Origin of the sequence: Pseudochelatococcus contaminans, assembly GCF_014195635.1 — a bacterium.
Lineage (GTDB): Bacteria > Pseudomonadota > Alphaproteobacteria > Rhizobiales > Beijerinckiaceae > Pseudochelatococcus > Pseudochelatococcus contaminans.
Genome location: NZ_JACICC010000007.1, coordinates 121,032 through 139,911, shown reverse-complemented (window position 1 = coordinate 139,911; position 18,880 = coordinate 121,032). Strand labels below are relative to the sequence as shown.

The window sequence follows — 18,880 nt, the reverse complement described above, 5'->3', positions numbered from 1 at the left end:
AAGGAATATGCGGTTGGGCGCAATTTACCTGTGCCAATTGATAAAGCAGCGTATGCCGGTTCGATCCGGCTGCGCCTGCGATTCGATCAGGAGTGCGCTTGGCTTAAGGAGCGCTCTTGGCTGACGATGCACCCCTCCTGCGCCAACGCCTCGACAAGTGGCTTTGGCACGCCCGCATGGCGCGGACGCGGACACTGGCCGCCAAGCTGGTAAGCAGTGGTCATGTGCGCATCGACAGCCGCCGTGTGACGGACCCGTCAAAAAAAGTGCGTGCCGGCGACATTCTGACGCTTGCCCTGCCCCACGCAACGCTTGTTGTCGAAGTGACTGATTTCGCCGAGAAGCGCGGTTCCGCGCCAGAGGCGCAGCGCCTGTACAAACTGCTGAGCCCCCCGGCGGACGGTTCATCCGGAACAAGCGGGGTTCCTTATGACGCTGATCCTGGCGAAGATGACGATGTCGAGCGTCGCGACGCACTTGCGTCTGACGATGATTATAGCTAGATGATAGTTTGGAAACAGTCCAGACATAGCAGCTAATAGGGAAGCGATGGTCGAACGCATCAATCGTCGCGGTTCGCGCTTTATTTGCTCTATGGATGAAATAGGTTATTGTCGTTGGGTTGCGTGCTGCATCCTGCCTTGAGCTGGTGGCCGCGTAATTCTGAGAAATAACCTGTTTCCGAAACCTGTCTCATGCAGGCGTCGTTTCCAGTGCGGGAGACGTTCGCCGTTCAATGAGGACTAGCGTTTCGCCGGACATGTTGAGATTTGTTGTGATATCGACCTCGCCATAGACTGCGCGCAGGGGTCGATGGCAGGAGAGGCGGATGCCCTACGTCGTCACCGACAATTGCATTCGGTGCAAGTACACGGATTGCGTTGAGGTTTGCCCGGTAGATTGCTTCTACGAGGGCGAGAATATGCTCGTCATCCATCCTGACGAATGTATCGACTGTGGCGTGTGCGAGCCGGAATGTCCTGCCGAAGCCATTTTCCCCGATACCGAGCCGGGTCTCGAAAAGTGGCTCAAGCTGAACGCGGATTATGCCAAGGTCTGGCCGAATATCACCCAGAAAAAGGATGCCCTTCCCGAAGCGGCTGAATTCGACGGCGTTCCCGACAAACTGGACGAACACTTTTCCCCTGAGCCCGGCGACGGGGACTAAATCAACGCCCGGCGCGCCTCCCTCTGTGCGTATTTGGGCGGCCAACAAAGCCTGATCGGATCAGTCGGGGGACATCCCTGCCGACTCTCGTTATTTTCGGGTTTTGTACCTCGTTTTATTTCAGGTGCTGATATGTGCTGCGATGCCGAAGCGACAGGTTGATTTTTGCCCTGCATCATTGTCATCTTCCGGTAATCGGGCATTGTTATCCGGTCTCATGGAAAAGTGATTCGCCTTTTTTGATTGGCGTTCGGACCTTTTCCCGTGCGTCTCACACGTATTCCGATCCCGTTAATACTTTTTTCACGTTATTTTTGAGCAAATTGCCCCTAAAAAGCGCTTTCGGCGCGGCTTCTGCCGTGCGGGCGTTAACAATTTTGATTTTTGCCAACTGATATGTTATGCTGGCTTTTATAAATCGGTTTCGTGGTGAGAAATGCTGCCGGGGATCAGGTGGCGGTTCAACAATCAAAGGACTGATATAATCGGCATAGCGGCCTGATGCGGCTGTTGGAAGTCAGCGCGCATTGCGTCCTGTTGTCGTATTTGCTTGCGGTGTCTTTTTCAAGGCCGCAAACAGTCGATTGTTGCCCGCATGCCAATCCGGCATGACATACGCCACGTGGACACGCGCCACGAGCATGTCGCATCCGTTCTGGTGCGAAAAGGAGGCAATCACAACTATGAACAACGCCAAGAAGACTGCCCATCGTTTGGGTTTCAAGACCGGTGAATCGATTGTCTACCCTGCTCATGGCGTCGGCCAGATCATCGCCATCGAGGAGCAGGTCGTTGCGGGCTGTACGCTCGAACTTTTCGTGATCTCCTTCGAAAAGGACAAGATGACGCTGCGTGTGCCGACCGCAAAGGCTGCCAGCGTCGGTATGCGCAAGATCGCGGAAGGTTCGCTCGTCGACAAGGCTCTTGAGACCCTCACCGGGCGCGCGCGCGTCAAGCGCACCATGTGGTCGCGTCGTGCTCAGGAATATGAAGCAAAGATCAATTCCGGCGATCTGATCGCCATTGCTGAAGTTGTCCGCGATCTGCATCGCTCCGACACGCAGCCTGAACAGTCTTACAGCGAGCGCCAGCTTTACGAGGCGGCAATCGATCGGATCGTGCGCGAAATCGCTGCGGTTAACGGTGCTACCGATTCCGAGGCGCTTCGCGTCGTCGAAACCGCTCTCAGCCAGTCACAAGGCCGTCCGGCGAAGAAAGCCGCCAACGAGGAGCAGGCCGAAGACGAGCTTGAAGACGAAGCCGCCTGATTATCGTTTCCTGCGACATCACATCTTGCTATCCATTCGGTCCTTGAAGCCAAGGAACGCTATAAAGGCTTTCGTTCAAGACTGGGGTGAGTGCCTTCGAGCAAATGGATACCATCTCGCCTCGCAGGTACACTGGTGAAAACCAGTGCGTGGCGAAACGCAAGATGTAAAACGACAATGGCCGATCCATCAGGATCGGCCATTGTCGTTTGCGGACACCTATATTCAAGCAAGCCTTATTCGGACACCACCTTGTAGCGCTCTCCGGGCGTCAGTGATTGGCCTTGGCGCAGCCCGTTGAGGATTCGGAAGCGTTCCAGGGCCATCGACGATATCGCCATCTGCGCCGCCAGCGTTTCCGGTGTATCTGTCGGCGATGCCGTTACGAGGCGAATGCGCAGCGGCCGGATCGCGCGGACTTCTGCCGGCGTCATCCGCCGCAGACTTTCCAGCGACGTCAGGAACATGTTCTGGATCGCCGGGTCAGGCTGCCGCGTTGCGATGACGAGGCGGAAAACCGTTTTATCGATACGTATCGCGCCCAGATAGAACACCCACTCCTGCCCGCGGGCAACGCCCACGGCGGCTGGCTGGCCGTTGATCGTGGTGAGAGTCGTGCTTTCCGTGGTGACGCCGTTTATCCATCCCGATGCGAGGAATTTGTCTAGCGGGGCCGCCGTGTCCAGTTCCACGGCATCAAGGCGCAGCGCCAGTTCGCCGCCGTTCGCTACACCGAGCAGAGCCTGCCCCGAGTTGTCGAGCGCAAAGCCTTCGGGCGCGGTGAACGTGATTCCGAGTAGCGGGTGACGGAAAACACGGCCCCGCACCTGACCGTTACCAGGATCCTCACCCCAGCTTATGCCGTCGATGGCAGCGAGATAAGTCTGGCGGTCGCGCGAGCCTGTGCCCGGCGGGGCGATTTCCCTGGCCGCGCGAACGGCCTGCGACACACGCTGCTGCGTGCCGGGGTGCGTGGCCATGAAACTGGCCGCCGTACCCTGCTGCTGCCCGCCGGCGCGGCCCAGCCGCGTGCTCGCGTCCAGCGCCTCCAGAAAACGCGCCGCCCCATACGGGTCGTAACCCGCGCGCGCACTGGTGCGAATGCCGATGCGATCCGCCTCAAGCTCCTGTTCGCGCGAAAAGCCGGCAATCGTCCCCTGAACGTTTGAGCGGAATGTCTTGTCGGCCTCGGGATCTTTCAAAACGTGCGTGTTGACCTTGCTGATAAGATCCGAGCGCTTTTCCAGTTCGTCTCTCGCCAATGCGTGATTGGCGGTGACATGCGCCATCTCATGCGCCAGCACGCCCGCCAGCTCAGACGTATCGTTGGCGAGCGTCAGCAAACCGCGCGTGACGTAGATATTGCCTGTCGGAAGGGCGAATGCGTTGACCAGCGGAGAATCCAGAATGGTCACGCGATAATTGATATCCGGCCTGTCGCTGGCGGGAACGAGGCGCGATACAACGTCCTCTGCCAGCCTCTGCGCGGCGGGCGAGCGATACACACCGCCGAAGGATGCAACCAGACGACGATGCTCACGCTCTCCGGGACGCGCGGTTGTCGCAGCCGGTGGCGCGGGAGAGACGACGGGTGTCGTGTCTGGTCCTTCACGACTGTTTGGATTGATGACGCAGCCGCCAAGCCCAAGCGCAACACTCAACGAAAAGACGGCTACCGTAGCACGCAGCCATCTTGACGAAACACCGTCAAAATCGCGGGCAGGAGATCTTGCCTCTCGAACGCGTGGCCGACCGTCGTTGCCCCCTGACATCAAGGCGCTATGACGGCTCATCGATTTTGAATCGGCAGCGAACGTCAATGCCTCCCCTGAAGAGGGCACGTCGCATGCCGACTTGTTTTGCACCGCAGACCTTTGCACCGGACCGCCCCGCACGTCGATTTAATCCGAATCCTGAATGGAGATACCATGAATCACTGATAGCCTGATTACAGGCGCACGGCCAGTGTTGCCGTGCAGCGAACCATCCGAACCGCCATCCACCGAGCCACGCGTGGTTTTTCTGAACAGCAGATCGCCCCGCACCATAACGCGTCGGCCTTTTAAAGATTCGCCCGACACGCTCTCCTTCGCCATTTTGTCCCAGTCATCGCGGGTGATGAATACCGAGAAGTCGCGGCTCCAGACCTCACCAAAGTTGACAAATGTCATCTTACGACGCTCGCCTACCGAGGTCACCCGCCCCACGATAACAACGTAGCGGCCTTCATATTGTTTCAGGCGGGCACGATCTTCCGCCGCCAGCGGCATTGGCGAGGCACCACCCCAACCTCCGCGCCGCGCGCGCCGGGCGTCACCCTCCAGCGCCAGAAGACGCTCGCGGTAGGATCCGGATAGCGCCGAAACCAGCTCAGAGCCCGCCATCCGGATTGTAAGCGCGCTGTCCCCGCGCCAGATGGCGACGCCATCCTCGACCAGCAATTCCGCCAGTAAAACTTCGCCAGCGCTGCCCTGCACGGCAAGCACAGCCTCCAGCCGGCCCCACCGATCTGGCTTTTCGGCCAAAGCAACGACGCGCACGCCCCGCGTTGAGTGGCGGCGCAGAGCGTCAAGCATCCCAGCATCGTCAATTGAGGCCAGCCCTGCCAATCGCAGCATCCGGCCATCCGCAAGAACGAGTTCTTCATGATCGACCACGCGCGCAACAGCGATCACGTCGCCTGCCTTCGCTGCATGGCCAGGCAGGAAAACCGGCAGCAGCAGAAGGGCGGCGATCATTGTGCAAAGTGGCATAAAACACGAAAAGAACCGGTGCGTGCGCATTGTACTTATGCTAATGGAATGCGCTCGCAGTTGTGAAGTGCTGCCTCTTACAGATTGTGGCACTGATCCACGACGTTATACGTCGTCCGCGTTGGTCCCGGTAGCTCAGCAGGATAGAGCAACGGTTTCCTAAACCGTAGGTCAGGGGTTCGAATCCCTTCCGGGACACCAATTTTTACCGCTGGAACGTGATTTGGCGCACGTCGATGTAGTTGGCGCGGAAGCCCGCTTCGCAATAGTGGAGGTAGAACGTCCATAGTTTGCGGAAGCGTTCGTCAAATCCCAATGGCGCTATCGTTTCCCATGCCTCTTGAAAGCGATTGCGCCATTCGGCCAGTGTCCGGGCATAGTCCTGCGGGAAGATGCGTTCGCGCGCCACGGTGAGGCCATGCGTGGCCGAGAGGCTTTGCATGATCGATGGCGTGGGGAGCATGCCGCCGGGGAAGATGTAGCGCTGGATGAAATCGGGCTGGGCGCGGTAGCGGGCGTAGGCGCTGTCGCGGATGGTGATGACCTGCATGCCAGCTGTGCCGCCGGGCTTGAGGCACTGGTGGAGTTGGCGGAAAAACACCAGCCAGTACCGTTCGCCAACGGCTTCGAACATCTCGATGGACGCGATACGGTCGTATTGGCCGCGTTCGTCGCGGTAGTCCTGCAAGCGGATATCGACCTTCTCGGCCAGCCCGGCGCGGGCGATCCGCTCGCTGGCAAAGGCGTGCTGTTCCCGGCTGATGGTGAGTGCGGTGACGCGGCAGCCGATTTCCCGCGCGGCAAATTCAGCAAAGCCTCCCCAGCCACAACCGATCTCCAGCACGTGATCGGAAGGCCCGATGCCGGTATCGCGCGCAAGGGCCCGATACTTCGCAGCCTGCGCACTTTCCAGATCGTTGGCCCCATCCGCATACAGCGCCGAGGAATAGGTCATGGACGGGTCCAGCCATTGCCGGTAGAACGCGTTGCCGAGATCGTAATGAGCCGAAATGTTGCGCCGCGCGCCCGCGCGGGTGTTGCGGTTCAGCCAATGACGCAGGCGTTGCAGCATGTCGAACAGCGGCCCTGCACCGCGCGCCACTTTCTGGCCCGTGGCCTCGTTCACGGCGAACAATTCCAGCAGCGCAGTAACATCCGGGCTGTCCCAATCGCCGTCGATGTAGGATTCAGCAACGCCCACGGTGGCGCTGGCGAAAGCCCGGATGGCGAGCCTCCAGTTGCGCAGCACGATCTCGCCATGCGGCCCCGGCGCGTTGCCGCCGATGAGAAACACCTGTCCTTCCGGCGTGTGCAGGGTCAGCGAACCGTGCGGCAGATCCAGCACGGTGCCCAGCATCATCCGCGCCTGCAACGGCAGACGGCCCGCAAGAGCGGAAAAGTTTTGGCGATCGAGGCGGACGGGTTCCGACAAGGGGCGACCGGCCGGTGTCTGTGGCATCGGCAATTCCAGTTCAGGCTCTCTCCCCGTGGGGGCTATCATCACGGACAATATCGTCTTCCCCATAGTAAAGCGTTTTCAAGCAAAGTGGATACCGCTTTGCGTGAAGAAAACGCGCAAAACCAATGAGATAGAGCATTTCTGCGTTTCAACGAAATGCCGAAATGCTCTAATATCATGATCGGTCAAACGGCGGCCAGCATCCCGGCAGGGGCGGCACGTCGCGTCATGACGATGCGATCCGACTCTCCGGCGACAGTCCACGGCCGCCTGACGCCGCCAAGCTCCTCGGCAACGGCGAGGCCGGATTGCAAGGCGTCCTCATGAAACCCTGCGCCGAAATACGCGCCGCAGAACCACGTGTTGCGCGTGCCCTGCAAAGACCACAGCTTTGGCTGGGCTTCGCCGGTGGCCATATTGAAACGCGGGTGTTCATAAGTACCTTGCCATAGAACGGTTCCGGCTGCTGGCGCTATGGGCGGGTTCAGGCTTACGAAGCGAGGCGTGGCTGCATCGATGTCCTGCAACTTGTTCATCCAGTAGGTGACGCCGGGCCGCATGGGCTGACCCGCTGCCGGAGCGGTCGCCGCAAGATAATTCCAGGCCGCCCATGCCTTACGGCGGCACGGCATCAGGGCCGGGTCGCTATGCAGCACCGCCTCGTTGCGGCTGTAGGTAAACGGGCCCAGATGGGCGCATTCATCAGCCGAAGGGTCGGCGAGCATACGCAGCGCCTGATCGGCGTGGGCGGCAATGACGACATGGTCGAAGCGTTCCGCAGGCTGCCCGGTGACAGCCACCTCCACACCGGCCGCCCCACGCCGGATGGACGACACCGGCGACGCGATGCGGATATCGCCCTTAAAGGACGCCGTTAGCCGGTTAACGTAACTGCGGCTGCCGCCTCTGATGGTGCGCCAGATGGGACGCCCGACGAATTTCAGCAGGCCATGATTTTCGCAGAAACGGATGAAGCTTTCTGCAGGATAGTCGCCAATGTCGAGAGACGGCGTCGACCAGATCGCCGCCGCCATGGGATAGAGATGATCCTCACGGAAGGCCGGGCTGTAATTGGCCTTGTCGAGATAATGCCTCAGGCTGGCTTTCGGCCCCAGTGCGCGAATGGCGTCGGGTGCCTCGCGATAGAACCGCACCAGATCGCGCAGCATGGACCAGAAACGCGGGCTGACGATGTTGCGCGGCTGCGCGAACAGGCCCGCCAGATCCGAGCCGGCGTATTCGAGCCGCCCGCCATCGACGGAGACGGCGAAGGTCATGTCCGTGGCCACAGTTGGCACGTCGAGATGGCGGAAAAGTGCGGTGAGATTCGGATACGTCACCTCATTATACACGATGAAGCCCGTATCCACCGCCACGCCGCCCCGATCGACGGTGTGGCTGTGGCCGCCGATGCGGTCGTCGGCTTCGAACACCGTCACCGCATGGCGTTGCGACAGCAGCCACGCAGCCGACAATCCGGCGATGCCGCTGCCGACGACGGCGATGTTCAGGCGACGATGGGGATCGGGAAAGTGTTTCATTGCAGTCCGTTCGTGCCTGATGTGGAGGTGGATTCAGCCAAGGTGTTCGGTTAGTTTCTACGGGCATCGCGGCAGGATGGATCACCCGGCACAATGGCCCGGTCGATATTTCGCCGCTGAATTTTTCATGACGCGTGTTTCGCGCCGTGATCCGGTTCGCGCATCGCGACGTAGAAAGGCGCATGAACGATGCTTTGGAACAATTCGCATCAGCGGCCCCGGCGCAATCTCTTGCCTGCCGGGTGCGACTGGTGAACGCGGCGAACGAAGGCCGCGCCGCTGCCGGTGCGGATGAGCTGGTGCGGCTGGTGCAACGCGTCGCGCATGAGCGCGACCGGCAGGCCTTTGCGGCGCTCTTCGGCTATTTCGGGCCGCGCCTGAAAACTTTCTTCATGCGCGGCGGGCTTGCTGCCGGTGTGGCGGAGGATCTTGCGCAGGAGACGATGCTGGCGTTGTGGCGCAAGGCATCGTTCTTTGACAGTGCCCGCGCCGGCGTCTCGACATGGGTGTTCACGATCGCGCGCAATCTGCGCATCGATCATCTGCGCCGCCAGCGCGACCCCGCCCTGCTGGTACAAGAGCCGGCGGAGGAGCCACCGACGCTGGAAGAAGCCGTTCTGACGGCGGAGCGCGAGCTGCGCGTGCGCAGTGCGCTCTCCGGCCTGTCGCCCGAACAATCCACCATCATCCGGCTATCGTTCTACAGCGAAAAGTCCCAGTCCCAGATTGCTGAGGAACTCGGGATTCCGCTCGGCACCGTGAAATCGCGTGTCCGGCTCGCCATGAACCGCCTGCGCAGCCTGCTGGAAGACGACCAATGACCATTGCCCATCATCCAACCGACGAAACCCTGTTGCGCTACGCCACAGGCACGCTCGCGGCAGGTCCGGCAATCGTGGTGTCCGCCCATCTGGCCGCCTGCTCCGTTTGCCGCGAACGCGTCAGAGCCTTCGAGGCGCTGGGCGGCGCGCTGCTGGACGACTTGCCCGCCACCCCGCCAAGCCCCACGGCGCTGACGGCCGTGCTGGCGCGCATCGATGCATTGGCGGACGATGCCGGACCTGCGCGCCGCGAGGAACGCCCGCAGCCCATAGCACTGCCCGTTGCCAGTGACGGCACGCCGCTGCCGGAAGCGCTGGCGGGCTGCGATATCGGCCGCTGGCGCTGGATGGGTCCTGGCATCCGCATGAGCCGCATCCGTGTGCCGCACGATCCCGATGCCAGCGTCATGCTGCTGAAGGTCGGTCCCGGACGTAAACTGCCCGAGCACGGCCATTCCGGACTGGAGTTTACCTATGTGGTTTCTGGATCGTTTTCCGACGCCATCGGCCGCTTCGGGCCGGGCGACATCGCGGAAGTGGATGCCGACGTGGAGCATCAGCCCGTGGTCGACACCGGCGAGGAATGCATCTGCCTCGTGGCGCTGGAAGGCCGGATGCGCCTGAGCGGGATCGTCGAGCGTATCATGCAGCCGCTATTGGGGATCTGACATGCCCGCGATCCTTGCCATTGCGCTTGCAGCGCTCGCACTCTCGCTCATCATGACGCTTGCCTGGCTGGCGGTGACGCGGGGTGCGAAATCCGGCTGGATCGATGCGACATGGTCTTTTGCGACCGGCGGCGCCGGGGTGATGCTAGCACTCGCGCCCGTCGCATGGCCTGCCGATCCCGCGCGGCAATGGCTGGTGGCGGGGCTCGCGGCGGCTTGGTCGTTGCGGCTTGGGGTGCATATCGCCGTGCGCACCGCACGCGGCGGCGACGATCCGCGTTATGCCGCCCTGCGCCGGGAGTGGGGCGATAGCTGGCGCAGCGAACTGTTCAAGTTTTTGCAGATACAGGCGGCGGCAGCATTGCTGCTGGCGGTGACGATTTTTCTTGCCGCGCGCAATCCCGCAGCCGGACTGACGTGGACGGATGCGCTCGGCGCACTCATCCTGCTTGGCGCGGTGGCCGGAGAAGCGCTCGCGGATGGGCAGCTCAAGCGTTTTCGCGACAACCCCGACAATAAGGGAAGCGTCTGCGACACCGGCCTGTGGGGCCTGTCCCGGCATCCCAACTATTTCTTTCAGTGGCTTGGATGGACAGGCTATGCCGTGATCGCCATCGGCGCGGAAGGCGGTTACCCGTGGGGGTGGGCAGCGCTGGCGGGTCCGGCTTTCATGTACTGGATACTTGTTTATGCCTCTGGAATTCCGCCACTGGAGGCGCATATGTTGCGCGAGCGCGGCGACGCGTATCGCGCCTATCAACGCCGCGTCAACGCGTTTTGGCCGGGGCCGCAACGCGACCAGTGAGCCGCGTCAGCGCGGGTCGGCCTCGCCTTCATCGCGAAAGCTTGCCGGGGGCGGCAACGGTGGTTCCGGGTGGAAGCGCGCGCCTTTCAGCCACAGCCTGAGCGCCTGCCAGTGAATAGCGGCGATGATCTTGAACGTCATCAACGGGAAGCGCGCCAGCAGCCCGGCCAGATTGCGCCCTGTGAGCGGTTTTGCCGTGCCGTCGAACGTGGCGGTCAACAGTCCCTCCCCGGCCTCCGTTTCGTGGATATAAAGGCGCACCCGGCGGCCGGGCGGCAGGATGCGGAAACGATAGCGCGCCCCCATCGGAATGAAGGGCGAGACGTGGAAGATCTTCGTGCGCGTCTGGCTGATGCCCGCAGGGCCGGCCTCCCCCTCGCGCAGCGGCGCGACATAAGTGTGGCGCTGGCCAAACGTGTTGCGCACGGCATAGATGAGCGCGACCAGCCTGTCGCTTTCATCGTAAGCGAAATAGACGGACAGCGGATTGAAGACGTATCCAAGGATGCGCGGATACGCCAGCAGCAGCACCCGCCGCGCCGGCCGTTCCAGCCCCGCCTCGCTCAAGAGCGCATCGACATGCTGGCGCAGTGTCTGCCCGGGTTTTGCGACGTGATCCGCCTGATGGAAGGATGCGAACCCCGGCGCGTCCACTGACAGCAGCCGAGTGGCCTGCGCCATTTCCGGCAGCCGATCGATATCCACCAGCAGCGAGAAAACGTTATAGGTGAAGCGATGGCCGAAAGGCTTGAGCCGCTGGTGCATGACCTCGCCCGGATAGAGCACTCCGGCGGCATCTGGCGGTGGGCCATTGGCGGCCATCGGGTCGAGGCGATCAGGCGTCATGATTCGCTCCGCGTCTCGGCATGGGCGGACAAGGCCCTGTCCCGCGCCAGCCGATGATCGACCACGGGGCGGGGATAGGTTTCGCCCAGCTTGACGCCCGCTTGCGCCAGCACGGCAGCGGGAGCGGACCACGGTTCGTGAATGTAGCGCGTGGACAGCCCCGCCAACTCCGGCACCCAGGCGCGGACATATGTTCCATCCGGATCGAATTTCTGCCCCTGAAGAACAGGGTTGAAAATGCGGAAGAACGGCGCGGCATCCGCACCGCACCCGGCCACCCATTGCCAGTTGCCGGGGTTGCTGGCGGGATCGGCGTCCACCAGCGTATCCCGGAACCAGCGCTCGCCCGTGCGCCAGTCGATGAGCAGGTGCTTGGTGAGGAACGACGCCGCGATCATGCGCACACGGTTTTGCATGTAGCCCGTTTGCCAGAGCTCCCGCATGCCGGCATCCACGAGGGGATAACCCGTCATGCCGCGCTGCCACGCCCGCAACGACGCGTCGTCCTCATGCCACGGAAAGGCATCGAAGGACGGCTGAAAGTTCTTTTTGTCGAGATCAGGGTTGTGGAACAACAGGTGATAGCAGAACTCGCGCCAGCCGACCTCCTTGCGAAATTTCATCGCATCGGCGCCGATGGCGTCGTCGCCGGACGATCTGAGCGCGGCGAAAATGCGGGCAGGCGTGATTTCACCGTGTGCCAGATACGGCGACAGCAGCGATGTCGCGTCCTTCGCCGGATAGTCCCTGCCCTCGGCATAGCCATTCAACGCGTCGGACAGGAAGTCCGCCAGCCGCTCATGCGCGCCGGCTTCTCCGGGGGTCCATGTTTCGCGCAGGCCGCCTGCCCAGTCCGGCTTCTGTGGCAGCAGGCCGAAAGCGGCAAGCGGCATGGAATCGAGCGATCCCTGAAAAGGCGTCAGCACCTGCGGGGCATCGAAGGCATCGCCCGGTTCAGGGCCGGCCATGAGCGCCTTCCAGAATGGGGAATAGACCTTGTAATAGCCGCCCGTCGATGTCGCGAGGCGTGAAGGCTCATGCAGCAGATGACCTGAGAAACTCTGCACGACCATGCCGCGATCCCGCAGATCGGCCTTCATCCGTGTGTCCACCGCGATGCCGGCAGGATCATAACGGCGGTTCCAGAAAACAGTGTCCGCGCCGCTCTCGCGGACCAGCGCATCAACGACCTCCCTCATCGCCCCGCGCCGCAACACGAGCCGCACGCCAAGATCCGCCAAAGCCTTTTCGAGCGCGGCCAGCGAATAATGGAGCCACCATCGCCACGCACCGCCCGGCTGCCAATCTCCGGAGGCCGCTTCCTCCAGCACGAAAGCGGCGATCACCGGCTTGCCGCTGCGCGCGGCGGCATCCAGCGCGGCATTGTCGGCGAGGCGGCGGTCGTTACGAAACAGCACCAGCACGGGGTGCTCGCTATCGAGTGTTGTCGGCTTCACTATCTGCTTCCGTGGCGGCTGCTTCAACAGGGCAGCGGGGTGCTGCATCTCTTTTACGGGCCGGCAGGCTTATCGGTTTACCCGCGCGGCCAGTGATCCACCGTATTTCGGCAGCCGTAGAAGGAGAAGACGATAACGGGAGAACGACAGGCATGAAAAACGCTTTCATCGCTTATATCGCCGCGGGGATCGCCTTTCTGGCAGTCGATTCCGTATGGCTTTCCAGTATGGCCGACAGGTTTTATCGCCCGCTGCTTGGCGACAAGCTGATGGATGGCTTCAATCTCGCCCCCGCTGTGGTTTTTTACCTGATTTATGTTGGCGGCATCGTCTTTTTCGCCGTTTTGCCGGCACTTGCATCCGGCGGGTTAATGAAGGCGGCTATCAACGGCCTGGCGCTGGGGCTGGTCGCTTATGCCACCTATGACCTCACCAACCACGCCACCCTGCGCGACTGGCCGGTGGCGGTATCGGTGGTGGACATCGCCTGGGGCACCTTCCTGACCGGCATATCGGCATCAGCCGGATACCTCGCCGTCAGCAAGCTGGGCAACTGATGGGCACGGGCGGTGCGATATGGCACCCGCCTTTCGCTGCCACCCGGTTGCGGATGGACAGAGAGAGCCTCACATCGGACAAAGATATTCCTGTGAGGTTGCGCCCCATGATCCCGCTGTCCATTCTCGATCTCGTCCGCGTCACGCAGCAAAGCGATGCGCGAACCGCGTTGAACAATGCCCGCGACGTCGCCCGGCATGCCGAGCGGTGGGGCTACAATCGCATCTGGATCGCCGAACATCATAACATGGCCGGCATCGCCAGCGCGGCGACATCGCTGGTCATCGGCCATATTGCGGAAGGCACGAGCCGTATCCGCGTCGGCGCGGGCGGTATCATGCTGCCGAACCATGCTCCTTATGTCATCGCGGAACAATTCGGCACGCTGGCGCGGCTCTATCCGGGGCGCATCGATCTTGGTCTTGGTCGCGCGCCAGGCACCGACCAATTGACCCTTCGCGCTCTGCGGCGCGCACCGGAAGCATCCGACCAGTTTCCGCAGGATGTACTGGAACTTCAGGCTTGGTTTGCACCCGCAGGCCCGGACCAGCGCATCGTCGCGGTGCCGGCGGCAGGTACGGAAGTGCCGCTATGGATTCTCGGTTCAAGCGCCTTCGGGGCGGCGCTGGCTGGCGAACTCGGCCTGCCCTACGCCTTCGCCTCGCACTTCGCGCCGGAACATCTGTTGCAGGCGTTGGCGATCTACCGCAGCCGGTTCAAGCCGTCTGAGCAACTGGAAAAGCCCTACGCCATGGTGGGCGTGAACATCATCGCCGCTGAAACCGATGCCGAAGCCCGCAGGCTCGCGACGACGCAGCAGATGTCGTTCGCCGATCTCGTCACCGGCCAACGCGAACTCAGCAAGCCGCCCATCGACGATATCGAGACCTACTGGTCCGGCGCGCAGAAGGACCATGCACGGCGCATGCTGGCCCGCTCCATCGTTGGCTCCCCGGCAACGATCCGGGACGGAATAGAGGCTCTCGTCACAGAGACAGGGGCGGATGAATTGATTATCGTATCGGACGTCTTCGACCACGCCGCCCGCCTGCGCTCGCTCGAACTCATCGCGGGCGCATGGGGCATCGCCGCCTGAGAACCTGAAAGAGCATATGTCCTGGACCCAGCCCATCGACATTTATTGTGAACGGACAGACCCCAGCTTCTGGTCGGAGCCGGTGAATGCCATCACGAATGCCGCCTTCGTGCTGGCCGGACTTGCCGCCTTTCTTTGGGCACGGCAGAGAGGCGCGGATACGTGGACGCGCGTTCTGTGCCTGTGGGTGGTGGCCATCGGGATCGGCTCGTTTCTGTTTCACACCTTCGCCAATCGCTGGTCGGCGCTGGCCGATGTTATTCCGATCTGGACGTTCGTCGCGATCTACGTGGTCTACACGCTGCGGCGGATTTTCGCGTTGGGATGGCCGGGGACCATTCTCGCCCTCCTCATCGGCATTGCCGCCAGCGTGCTGGTGATGCGGCTTCTACCGCCCGAAGTTGCGGCTTACACCAACAACGCAACGCAATACCTGCCCGCCGTGCTGGCGCTGGCCGTGTTCGCCGCCGCCTTCGCATGGGCAGGCCGGGCGGGCACGGGGCTGGTCGTCGCGGCGGGGCTTGTGTTCGCGTTGTCGCTGTTTTTCCGCTCCGTCGATCCCGTCGTCTGCGGAAGCCTGCCGCTGGGCACGCATTTTCTGTGGCATATCCTGAACGCGACCATGCTCGGCCTGCTGCTGGTGCTCGCGATTCGCCACGGCGACACCCATAACAAAAGCGCACTAGTCCGCACCGGAGCAAGCCCCCATAGCACCCGGTAGAGACCACACGCAGGCGGCCGTTACGTATCCGAAAACCCGAACGGCGCGCCCGTGCGGCGATAATCATCCGGCAGAATCTGGCGGCCGATGGGCGGCTCCGACCGCGCCGTGCAGGACGCCCGGTGACACAGCCGGCAAGTGATGCCGATCGGTGTCGGCGTCGGGTGTTGCGGCTGGTTGCGCGTGTATATCAGCCGCTCGGCATGCTGCGCCTCACAGACCAGTGCGATGGCGCGCTCGATTGTTGGCACGCCATAGGCCCCTCCGCCGGAACTCACGGTGCGGGCCACAGAGAAGAATCGTTGCCCGTCGGGCAATTCCAGCCATTGGGTGACGATCTTGCGCGGCATGGAGAAAATCTGGTGCACGCTCCACAACGGGCATCCGCCGCCGTGGCGGGCAAACGGAAACGCGCTGCTGTTCAACCGCTTCGAGACATTGCCTGCGACATCCACGCGGATGAAGAAAAAAGGCACGCGCTCATGCCCCGGCTTCTGCAGCGTGGTGAGACGGTGGGCCGTTTGCTCGAAGCTGGTGCCGAATTGGCGCGATAACGCTTCGATGTCGTAGCGACGGCTTTCCACCGCCTTGGCAAAAGCGGCGTAGGGCATGATGATCGCCGCCGCGCAATAGGCGGCGAGAGCGCGATGCGCCAGACGCTGGGCGTTCTCCGTCTTGAAATGCCCTTCCTGCGTTGCGGCGCGGATGTCCTGATCGAATTCCAGATAGGCCAGCTGGTGAGCAAGCTGAAAGTTCTGGCTGGCCAGATCGAGCGTATCGTCGATCAACACTTCCTTGCGGTGCCAGTCCAGACGACGCAAAGACCCCGTCATCACCTCGGACGGCATCCGCCGGACGCGTAGCCCATGCTTGTCGTTGAAGAAGTTCGCCAGTCCGCCGGCCTCGGCGATTTTGGCCGACAGTTTTTCCGCCGCCGCATCCAGAACCGGAAAACAGTTGCGCCGCGCCGAAAGATAACCGCGCACCGCCGCCACCGGATCGGCCGACGCGCCGATTCCGTCCCCGGATGCATCCTGCCTGCGGTCGGCAAGCGCGAACTGCTCCTCCTTGTAAGCCGTGTGCAGGCGCAATATGGCCTCCGCCACGCCGGGGAAGCTGTGCACGAGATCCGCGACCTCCATCGACGGCAGATCGATGTCGGTAAAGATCGGATCGCGCATCACCCCTTGAACGCGGGCGATGAGATCCGGGCCTGATTCGTCGCTGAAATCGGAAAAATCGACCTTGTAGGCTTTGGCCAGACGCAGCAGCGTTTCGGCCGTGACCGGCCGCTGGTTGCGCTCCATCAGCGCGATGTAGGACGGGGATATATCGAGATCCGCCGCCATGTTGGCCTGGGTCAGACCCAGATCCCGACGCAGCCGGCGGAGCCGTGGCCCCAGATAGACGCCGTGCTTCTCCATAAGTCATTACAACATTACAATGGATTTTTGTAAAGTTTGACAATATGACACGGAAGCCTCTTAGCAAGGGCTTCGGGCCGCTGTATCTCTATTCCCATAGCGCAACCAAACATCGCTGGCAGGGAAAAATGTCATACCAAACCGCAATCCAGGAAGCTGCAAAGCTGATCGAAACCCACCCGAACTGGACCGGCGTGACGCCCGAGGCCGTCGCACGGACCCGCCTCCAGAACCGCTTCCGTACGGGCCTCGACATCGCCCGCTACACGGCGGAAATCATGCGCAAGGATATTGCCGCTTACGATAACGACCCGGCCAAGTACACCCAGTCCCTGGGTTGCTGGCACGGCTTCATCGGTCAGCAGAAGCTGATCGCCATCAAGAAGCACTTCGGCACCACCGAGCGCCGCTACCTCTATCTGTCGGGCTGGATGATCGCGGCCCTGCGGTCCGAGTTCGGCCCGCTTCCCGATCAGTCCATGCACGAGAAGACCAGCGTGCCGGCCCTGATCGAGGAGCTGTACACCTTCCTGCGTCAGGCAGACGCCCGTGAACTCGGCATGCTGTTCCGCGAGATCGACGCGGCACGCGACGCCGGCGACCACAACCGCGAGCGTGAACTGATCGCACAGGTGGACAACTATCAGACGCACGTCGTGCCGATCATCGCCGATATCGATGCCGGTTTCGGCAACCCGGAGGCGACCTACCTTCTCGCCAAGAAGATGATCGAAGCCGGCGCGTGCGCCTTGCAGATCGAAAACCAGGTGTCCGACGAGAAGCAGTGCGGCCATCAGGACGGCAAGGTCACGGTTCCGCACGAAGAGTTCGTGGCGAAGATCCGCGCCCTGCGGCACGCCTTCCTCGAACTTGGGGTGGATGACGGCATCATCGTGGCGCGCACCGACTCGCTCGGCGCGGGTCTCACCAAGCAGATCGCTTTCAGCGCTGCGGAAGGGGACATCGGCGACCAGTACAACGCCTTCCTCGATGCGGAAGAAGTGACGGATGGCCAGCACATCAACGGCGAAGTGCTGATCACGCGTGGAAACAAGGTGCTCCGCCCCAAGCGGCTGCGCTCCAACCTCTTCCAGTTCCGTGAAGGCACGGGTGCGGATCGTTGCGTGCTGGACTGCATCAACGCCCTTCGCAACGGCGCGGACCTGCTCTGGATCGAGACCGAAAAGCCGCACGTCGAGCAGATCGCCAGCATGGTGGACCGCATCCGCGAGGTCATTCCGGACGCCAAGCTGGTGTACAACAACTCGCCGTCGTTCAACTGGACGCTCAACTTCCGCCAGCAGGTGTTCGACACCTGGAAGGAAGCCGGCAAAGACGTGTCCGCTTACGACCGGGCCAAGCTTATGAGCGCCGATTACGACGACAGCGAACTGGCGGCGGAAGCCGATGAGAAGATCAGGACGTTCCAGCGCGACGCTTCAAAGCGCGCCGGCATCTTCCACCATCTCATCACCCTGCCGACCTACCACACGGCGGCTCTGTCCACCGACAATCTCGCGAAGGAATACTTCGGCGAACAGGGCATGCTTGGCTACGTCGCCAACGTCCAGCGCAAGGAGATCCGTCAGGGCATCGCCGCAGTGAAGCACCAGAACATGGCTGGCTCCGACCTCGGCGACGACCACAAGGAATACTTCTCCGGCGAAGCTGCTCTCAAGGCCGGCGGAAAACACAACACGATGAACCAGTTCTCGGCCTGAAACAAACAGACATCACTTGCTATTAATAATATAAGGGTGGGCGGCCAACGCCCACTCCACCAGACCAGAGAGAGAGGAAAACGATCATGACCGAACCGCATCACCAGGAAGAAGACCAACTCCACCCGATCCAGCAGCCCCAGCGCTCGCGTGCGGTGTTCTCCCAGGAAGATTTCGACCTGATCCGCACGGCCATCGCCCACTACCTGAAGGAAATCCGGGATACGCCCGAGGCCTCGAAATACTCCCACCTCTACCACCGCCTCGGCCGCGTCGGCTGAACCTGAAGGGCAAAACCCGAGTCGACTTTCGATACTTGCGTGAAAACTGAACAAGCACAAAGAGCATAATCCGACTCAAAAGGATTATGCTCTTTTTTATTTTATGGCGGTTCCGACAAGGCGCGCAGCGTGAGCTGGCGCTGGATTTATGATCTAAAGTCTATTTGGTCGACGATATATTCAAATCAAGAAAATATAATTTCATTGTCTTGAGTTATTTTATTGTAATGAAAACTGATTTCATGAGGTATCGCGCCTGATGGTCGCGGCAGGCAGAGAGACTGCCATAATGA

Annotated in this window: 18 protein-coding genes and 1 tRNA gene; 12 read left to right on the top strand and 7 right to left on the bottom strand. The window is 61.6% G+C overall.

Annotated features, from left to right (window positions below):
• Window positions 1-116 precede the first annotated feature (116 nt).
• From FHS81_RS19300 to FHS81_RS13720, 3 genes are all read left to right on the top strand, one after another.
• A complete protein-coding gene (locus tag FHS81_RS19300) occupies window positions 117-503 on the top strand; it encodes an RNA-binding S4 domain-containing protein (RefSeq protein WP_343052491.1) in 387 nt (128 codons plus the stop codon).
• A 326-nt stretch (window positions 504-829) separates the two neighbouring features.
• On the top strand, window positions 830-1,168 hold the full coding sequence (gene fdxA, locus FHS81_RS13725) for a ferredoxin FdxA (protein WP_183753888.1): 339 nt from the start codon (window positions 830-832) through the stop codon (window positions 1,166-1,168).
• Between the two features lie 683 nt (window positions 1,169-1,851).
• Window positions 1,852-2,436: a CarD family transcriptional regulator gene (locus FHS81_RS13720; RefSeq protein ID WP_183753886.1), complete on the top strand. Its 585-nt coding sequence runs from the start codon at window positions 1,852-1,854 to the stop codon at window positions 2,434-2,436.
• Window positions 2,437-2,672: 236 nt separating this feature from the next.
• On the opposite strand, the gene FHS81_RS13715 is transcribed toward FHS81_RS13720, so the two are convergent.
• Window positions 2,673-4,097: a M48 family metalloprotease gene (locus tag FHS81_RS13715; RefSeq protein ID WP_183753884.1), complete on the bottom strand. Its 1,425-nt coding sequence runs from the start codon at window positions 4,095-4,097 to the stop codon at window positions 2,673-2,675.
• Window positions 4,098-4,337: 240 nt separating this feature from the next.
• Window positions 4,338-5,174 (bottom strand): hypothetical protein, encoded by an 837-nt coding sequence (locus FHS81_RS13710; protein ID WP_183753882.1) that lies wholly within the window; start codon window positions 5,172-5,174, stop codon window positions 4,338-4,340.
• A gap of 139 nt (window positions 5,175-5,313) precedes the next feature.
• Between FHS81_RS13710 and FHS81_RS13705 the strand changes: the two genes are divergently transcribed.
• Window positions 5,314-5,390: transfer RNA gene (locus tag FHS81_RS13705), tRNA-Arg, on the top strand.
• A 4-nt stretch (window positions 5,391-5,394) separates the two neighbouring features.
• Here FHS81_RS13705 and FHS81_RS13700 read toward each other — a convergent pair.
• Window positions 5,395-6,648 carry an SAM-dependent methyltransferase gene (locus tag FHS81_RS13700; protein WP_183753880.1) on the bottom strand — a complete coding sequence of 418 codons (1,254 nt, stop codon included), beginning with the start codon at window positions 6,646-6,648 and terminating at the stop codon, window positions 5,395-5,397.
• Window positions 6,649-6,833: 185 nt separating this feature from the next.
• On the bottom strand, window positions 6,834-8,189 hold the full coding sequence (locus tag FHS81_RS13695) for an NAD(P)/FAD-dependent oxidoreductase (RefSeq protein WP_183753878.1): 1,356 nt from the start codon (window positions 8,187-8,189) through the stop codon (window positions 6,834-6,836).
• Window positions 8,190-8,371: 182 nt separating this feature from the next.
• Between FHS81_RS13695 and FHS81_RS13690 the strand changes: the two genes are divergently transcribed.
• The 3 genes from FHS81_RS13690 to FHS81_RS13680 are packed head-to-tail and all read left to right on the top strand — an operon-like array spanning window position 8,372 to window position 10,483.
• The gene (locus tag FHS81_RS13690) at window positions 8,372-9,010 is read left to right on the top strand and encodes a sigma-70 family RNA polymerase sigma factor (RefSeq protein ID WP_183753876.1); all 639 of its coding nucleotides are present in this window, start codon (window positions 8,372-8,374) and stop codon (window positions 9,008-9,010) included.
• Entirely contained in the window at window positions 9,007-9,678 is a 672-nt protein-coding gene (locus FHS81_RS13685) for a ChrR family anti-sigma-E factor (RefSeq protein WP_183753874.1), read from the top strand. Before FHS81_RS13690 ends, FHS81_RS13685 begins: the two co-directional genes overlap by 4 nt.
• A 1-nt stretch (window position 9,679) precedes the next feature.
• Complete coding sequence (locus tag FHS81_RS13680) at window positions 9,680-10,483, top strand: DUF1295 domain-containing protein (protein ID WP_183753872.1); 804 nt, start codon at window positions 9,680-9,682, stop codon at window positions 10,481-10,483.
• A gap of 6 nt (window positions 10,484-10,489) precedes the next feature.
• Here the strand turns inward: FHS81_RS13680 and FHS81_RS13675 are convergent, their stop codons facing one another.
• Together FHS81_RS13675 and FHS81_RS13670 are read right to left on the bottom strand one after the other, a co-directional pair.
• A complete protein-coding gene (locus tag FHS81_RS13675; protein WP_183753870.1) occupies window positions 10,490-11,329 on the bottom strand; it encodes a DUF1365 domain-containing protein in 840 nt (279 codons plus the stop codon).
• Entirely contained in the window at window positions 11,326-12,786 is a 1,461-nt protein-coding gene (locus tag FHS81_RS13670; RefSeq protein ID WP_343052490.1) for a cryptochrome/photolyase family protein, read from the bottom strand. The genes FHS81_RS13675 and FHS81_RS13670 overlap by 4 nt, the downstream gene beginning before the upstream one ends.
• A 152-nt stretch (window positions 12,787-12,938) precedes the next feature.
• Here FHS81_RS13670 and FHS81_RS13665 point away from each other — a divergent pair, with 152 nt between their 5' ends.
• The 3 genes from FHS81_RS13665 to FHS81_RS13655 all read left to right on the top strand — a co-directional run bounded on the left by FHS81_RS13665 (window position 12,939) and on the right by FHS81_RS13655 (window position 15,161).
• A complete protein-coding gene (locus FHS81_RS13665; protein WP_183753866.1) occupies window positions 12,939-13,343 on the top strand; it encodes a DUF2177 family protein in 405 nt (134 codons plus the stop codon).
• A gap of 107 nt (window positions 13,344-13,450) precedes the next feature.
• Complete coding sequence (locus FHS81_RS13660) at window positions 13,451-14,440, top strand: LLM class flavin-dependent oxidoreductase (protein WP_183753864.1); 990 nt, start codon at window positions 13,451-13,453, stop codon at window positions 14,438-14,440.
• Between the two features lie 16 nt (window positions 14,441-14,456).
• Entirely contained in the window at window positions 14,457-15,161 is a 705-nt protein-coding gene (locus tag FHS81_RS13655) for a ceramidase domain-containing protein (RefSeq protein ID WP_183753862.1), read from the top strand.
• A 20-nt stretch (window positions 15,162-15,181) separates the two neighbouring features.
• Here the strand turns inward: FHS81_RS13655 and FHS81_RS13650 are convergent, their stop codons facing one another.
• A complete protein-coding gene (locus FHS81_RS13650; RefSeq protein ID WP_183753860.1) occupies window positions 15,182-16,585 on the bottom strand; it encodes a helix-turn-helix domain-containing protein in 1,404 nt (467 codons plus the stop codon).
• Between the two features lie 128 nt (window positions 16,586-16,713).
• Here FHS81_RS13650 and FHS81_RS13645 point away from each other — a divergent pair, with 128 nt between their 5' ends.
• Both FHS81_RS13645 and FHS81_RS13640 read left to right on the top strand, forming a co-directional pair.
• On the top strand, window positions 16,714-18,306 hold the full coding sequence (locus FHS81_RS13645) for an isocitrate lyase (RefSeq protein ID WP_183753858.1): 1,593 nt from the start codon (window positions 16,714-16,716) through the stop codon (window positions 18,304-18,306).
• A gap of 86 nt (window positions 18,307-18,392) precedes the next feature.
• Window positions 18,393-18,587, top strand: coding sequence for a hypothetical protein (locus FHS81_RS13640; protein ID WP_183753856.1), 195 nt, complete (start codon window positions 18,393-18,395; stop codon window positions 18,585-18,587).
• Window positions 18,588-18,880: the final 293 nt, after the last annotated feature.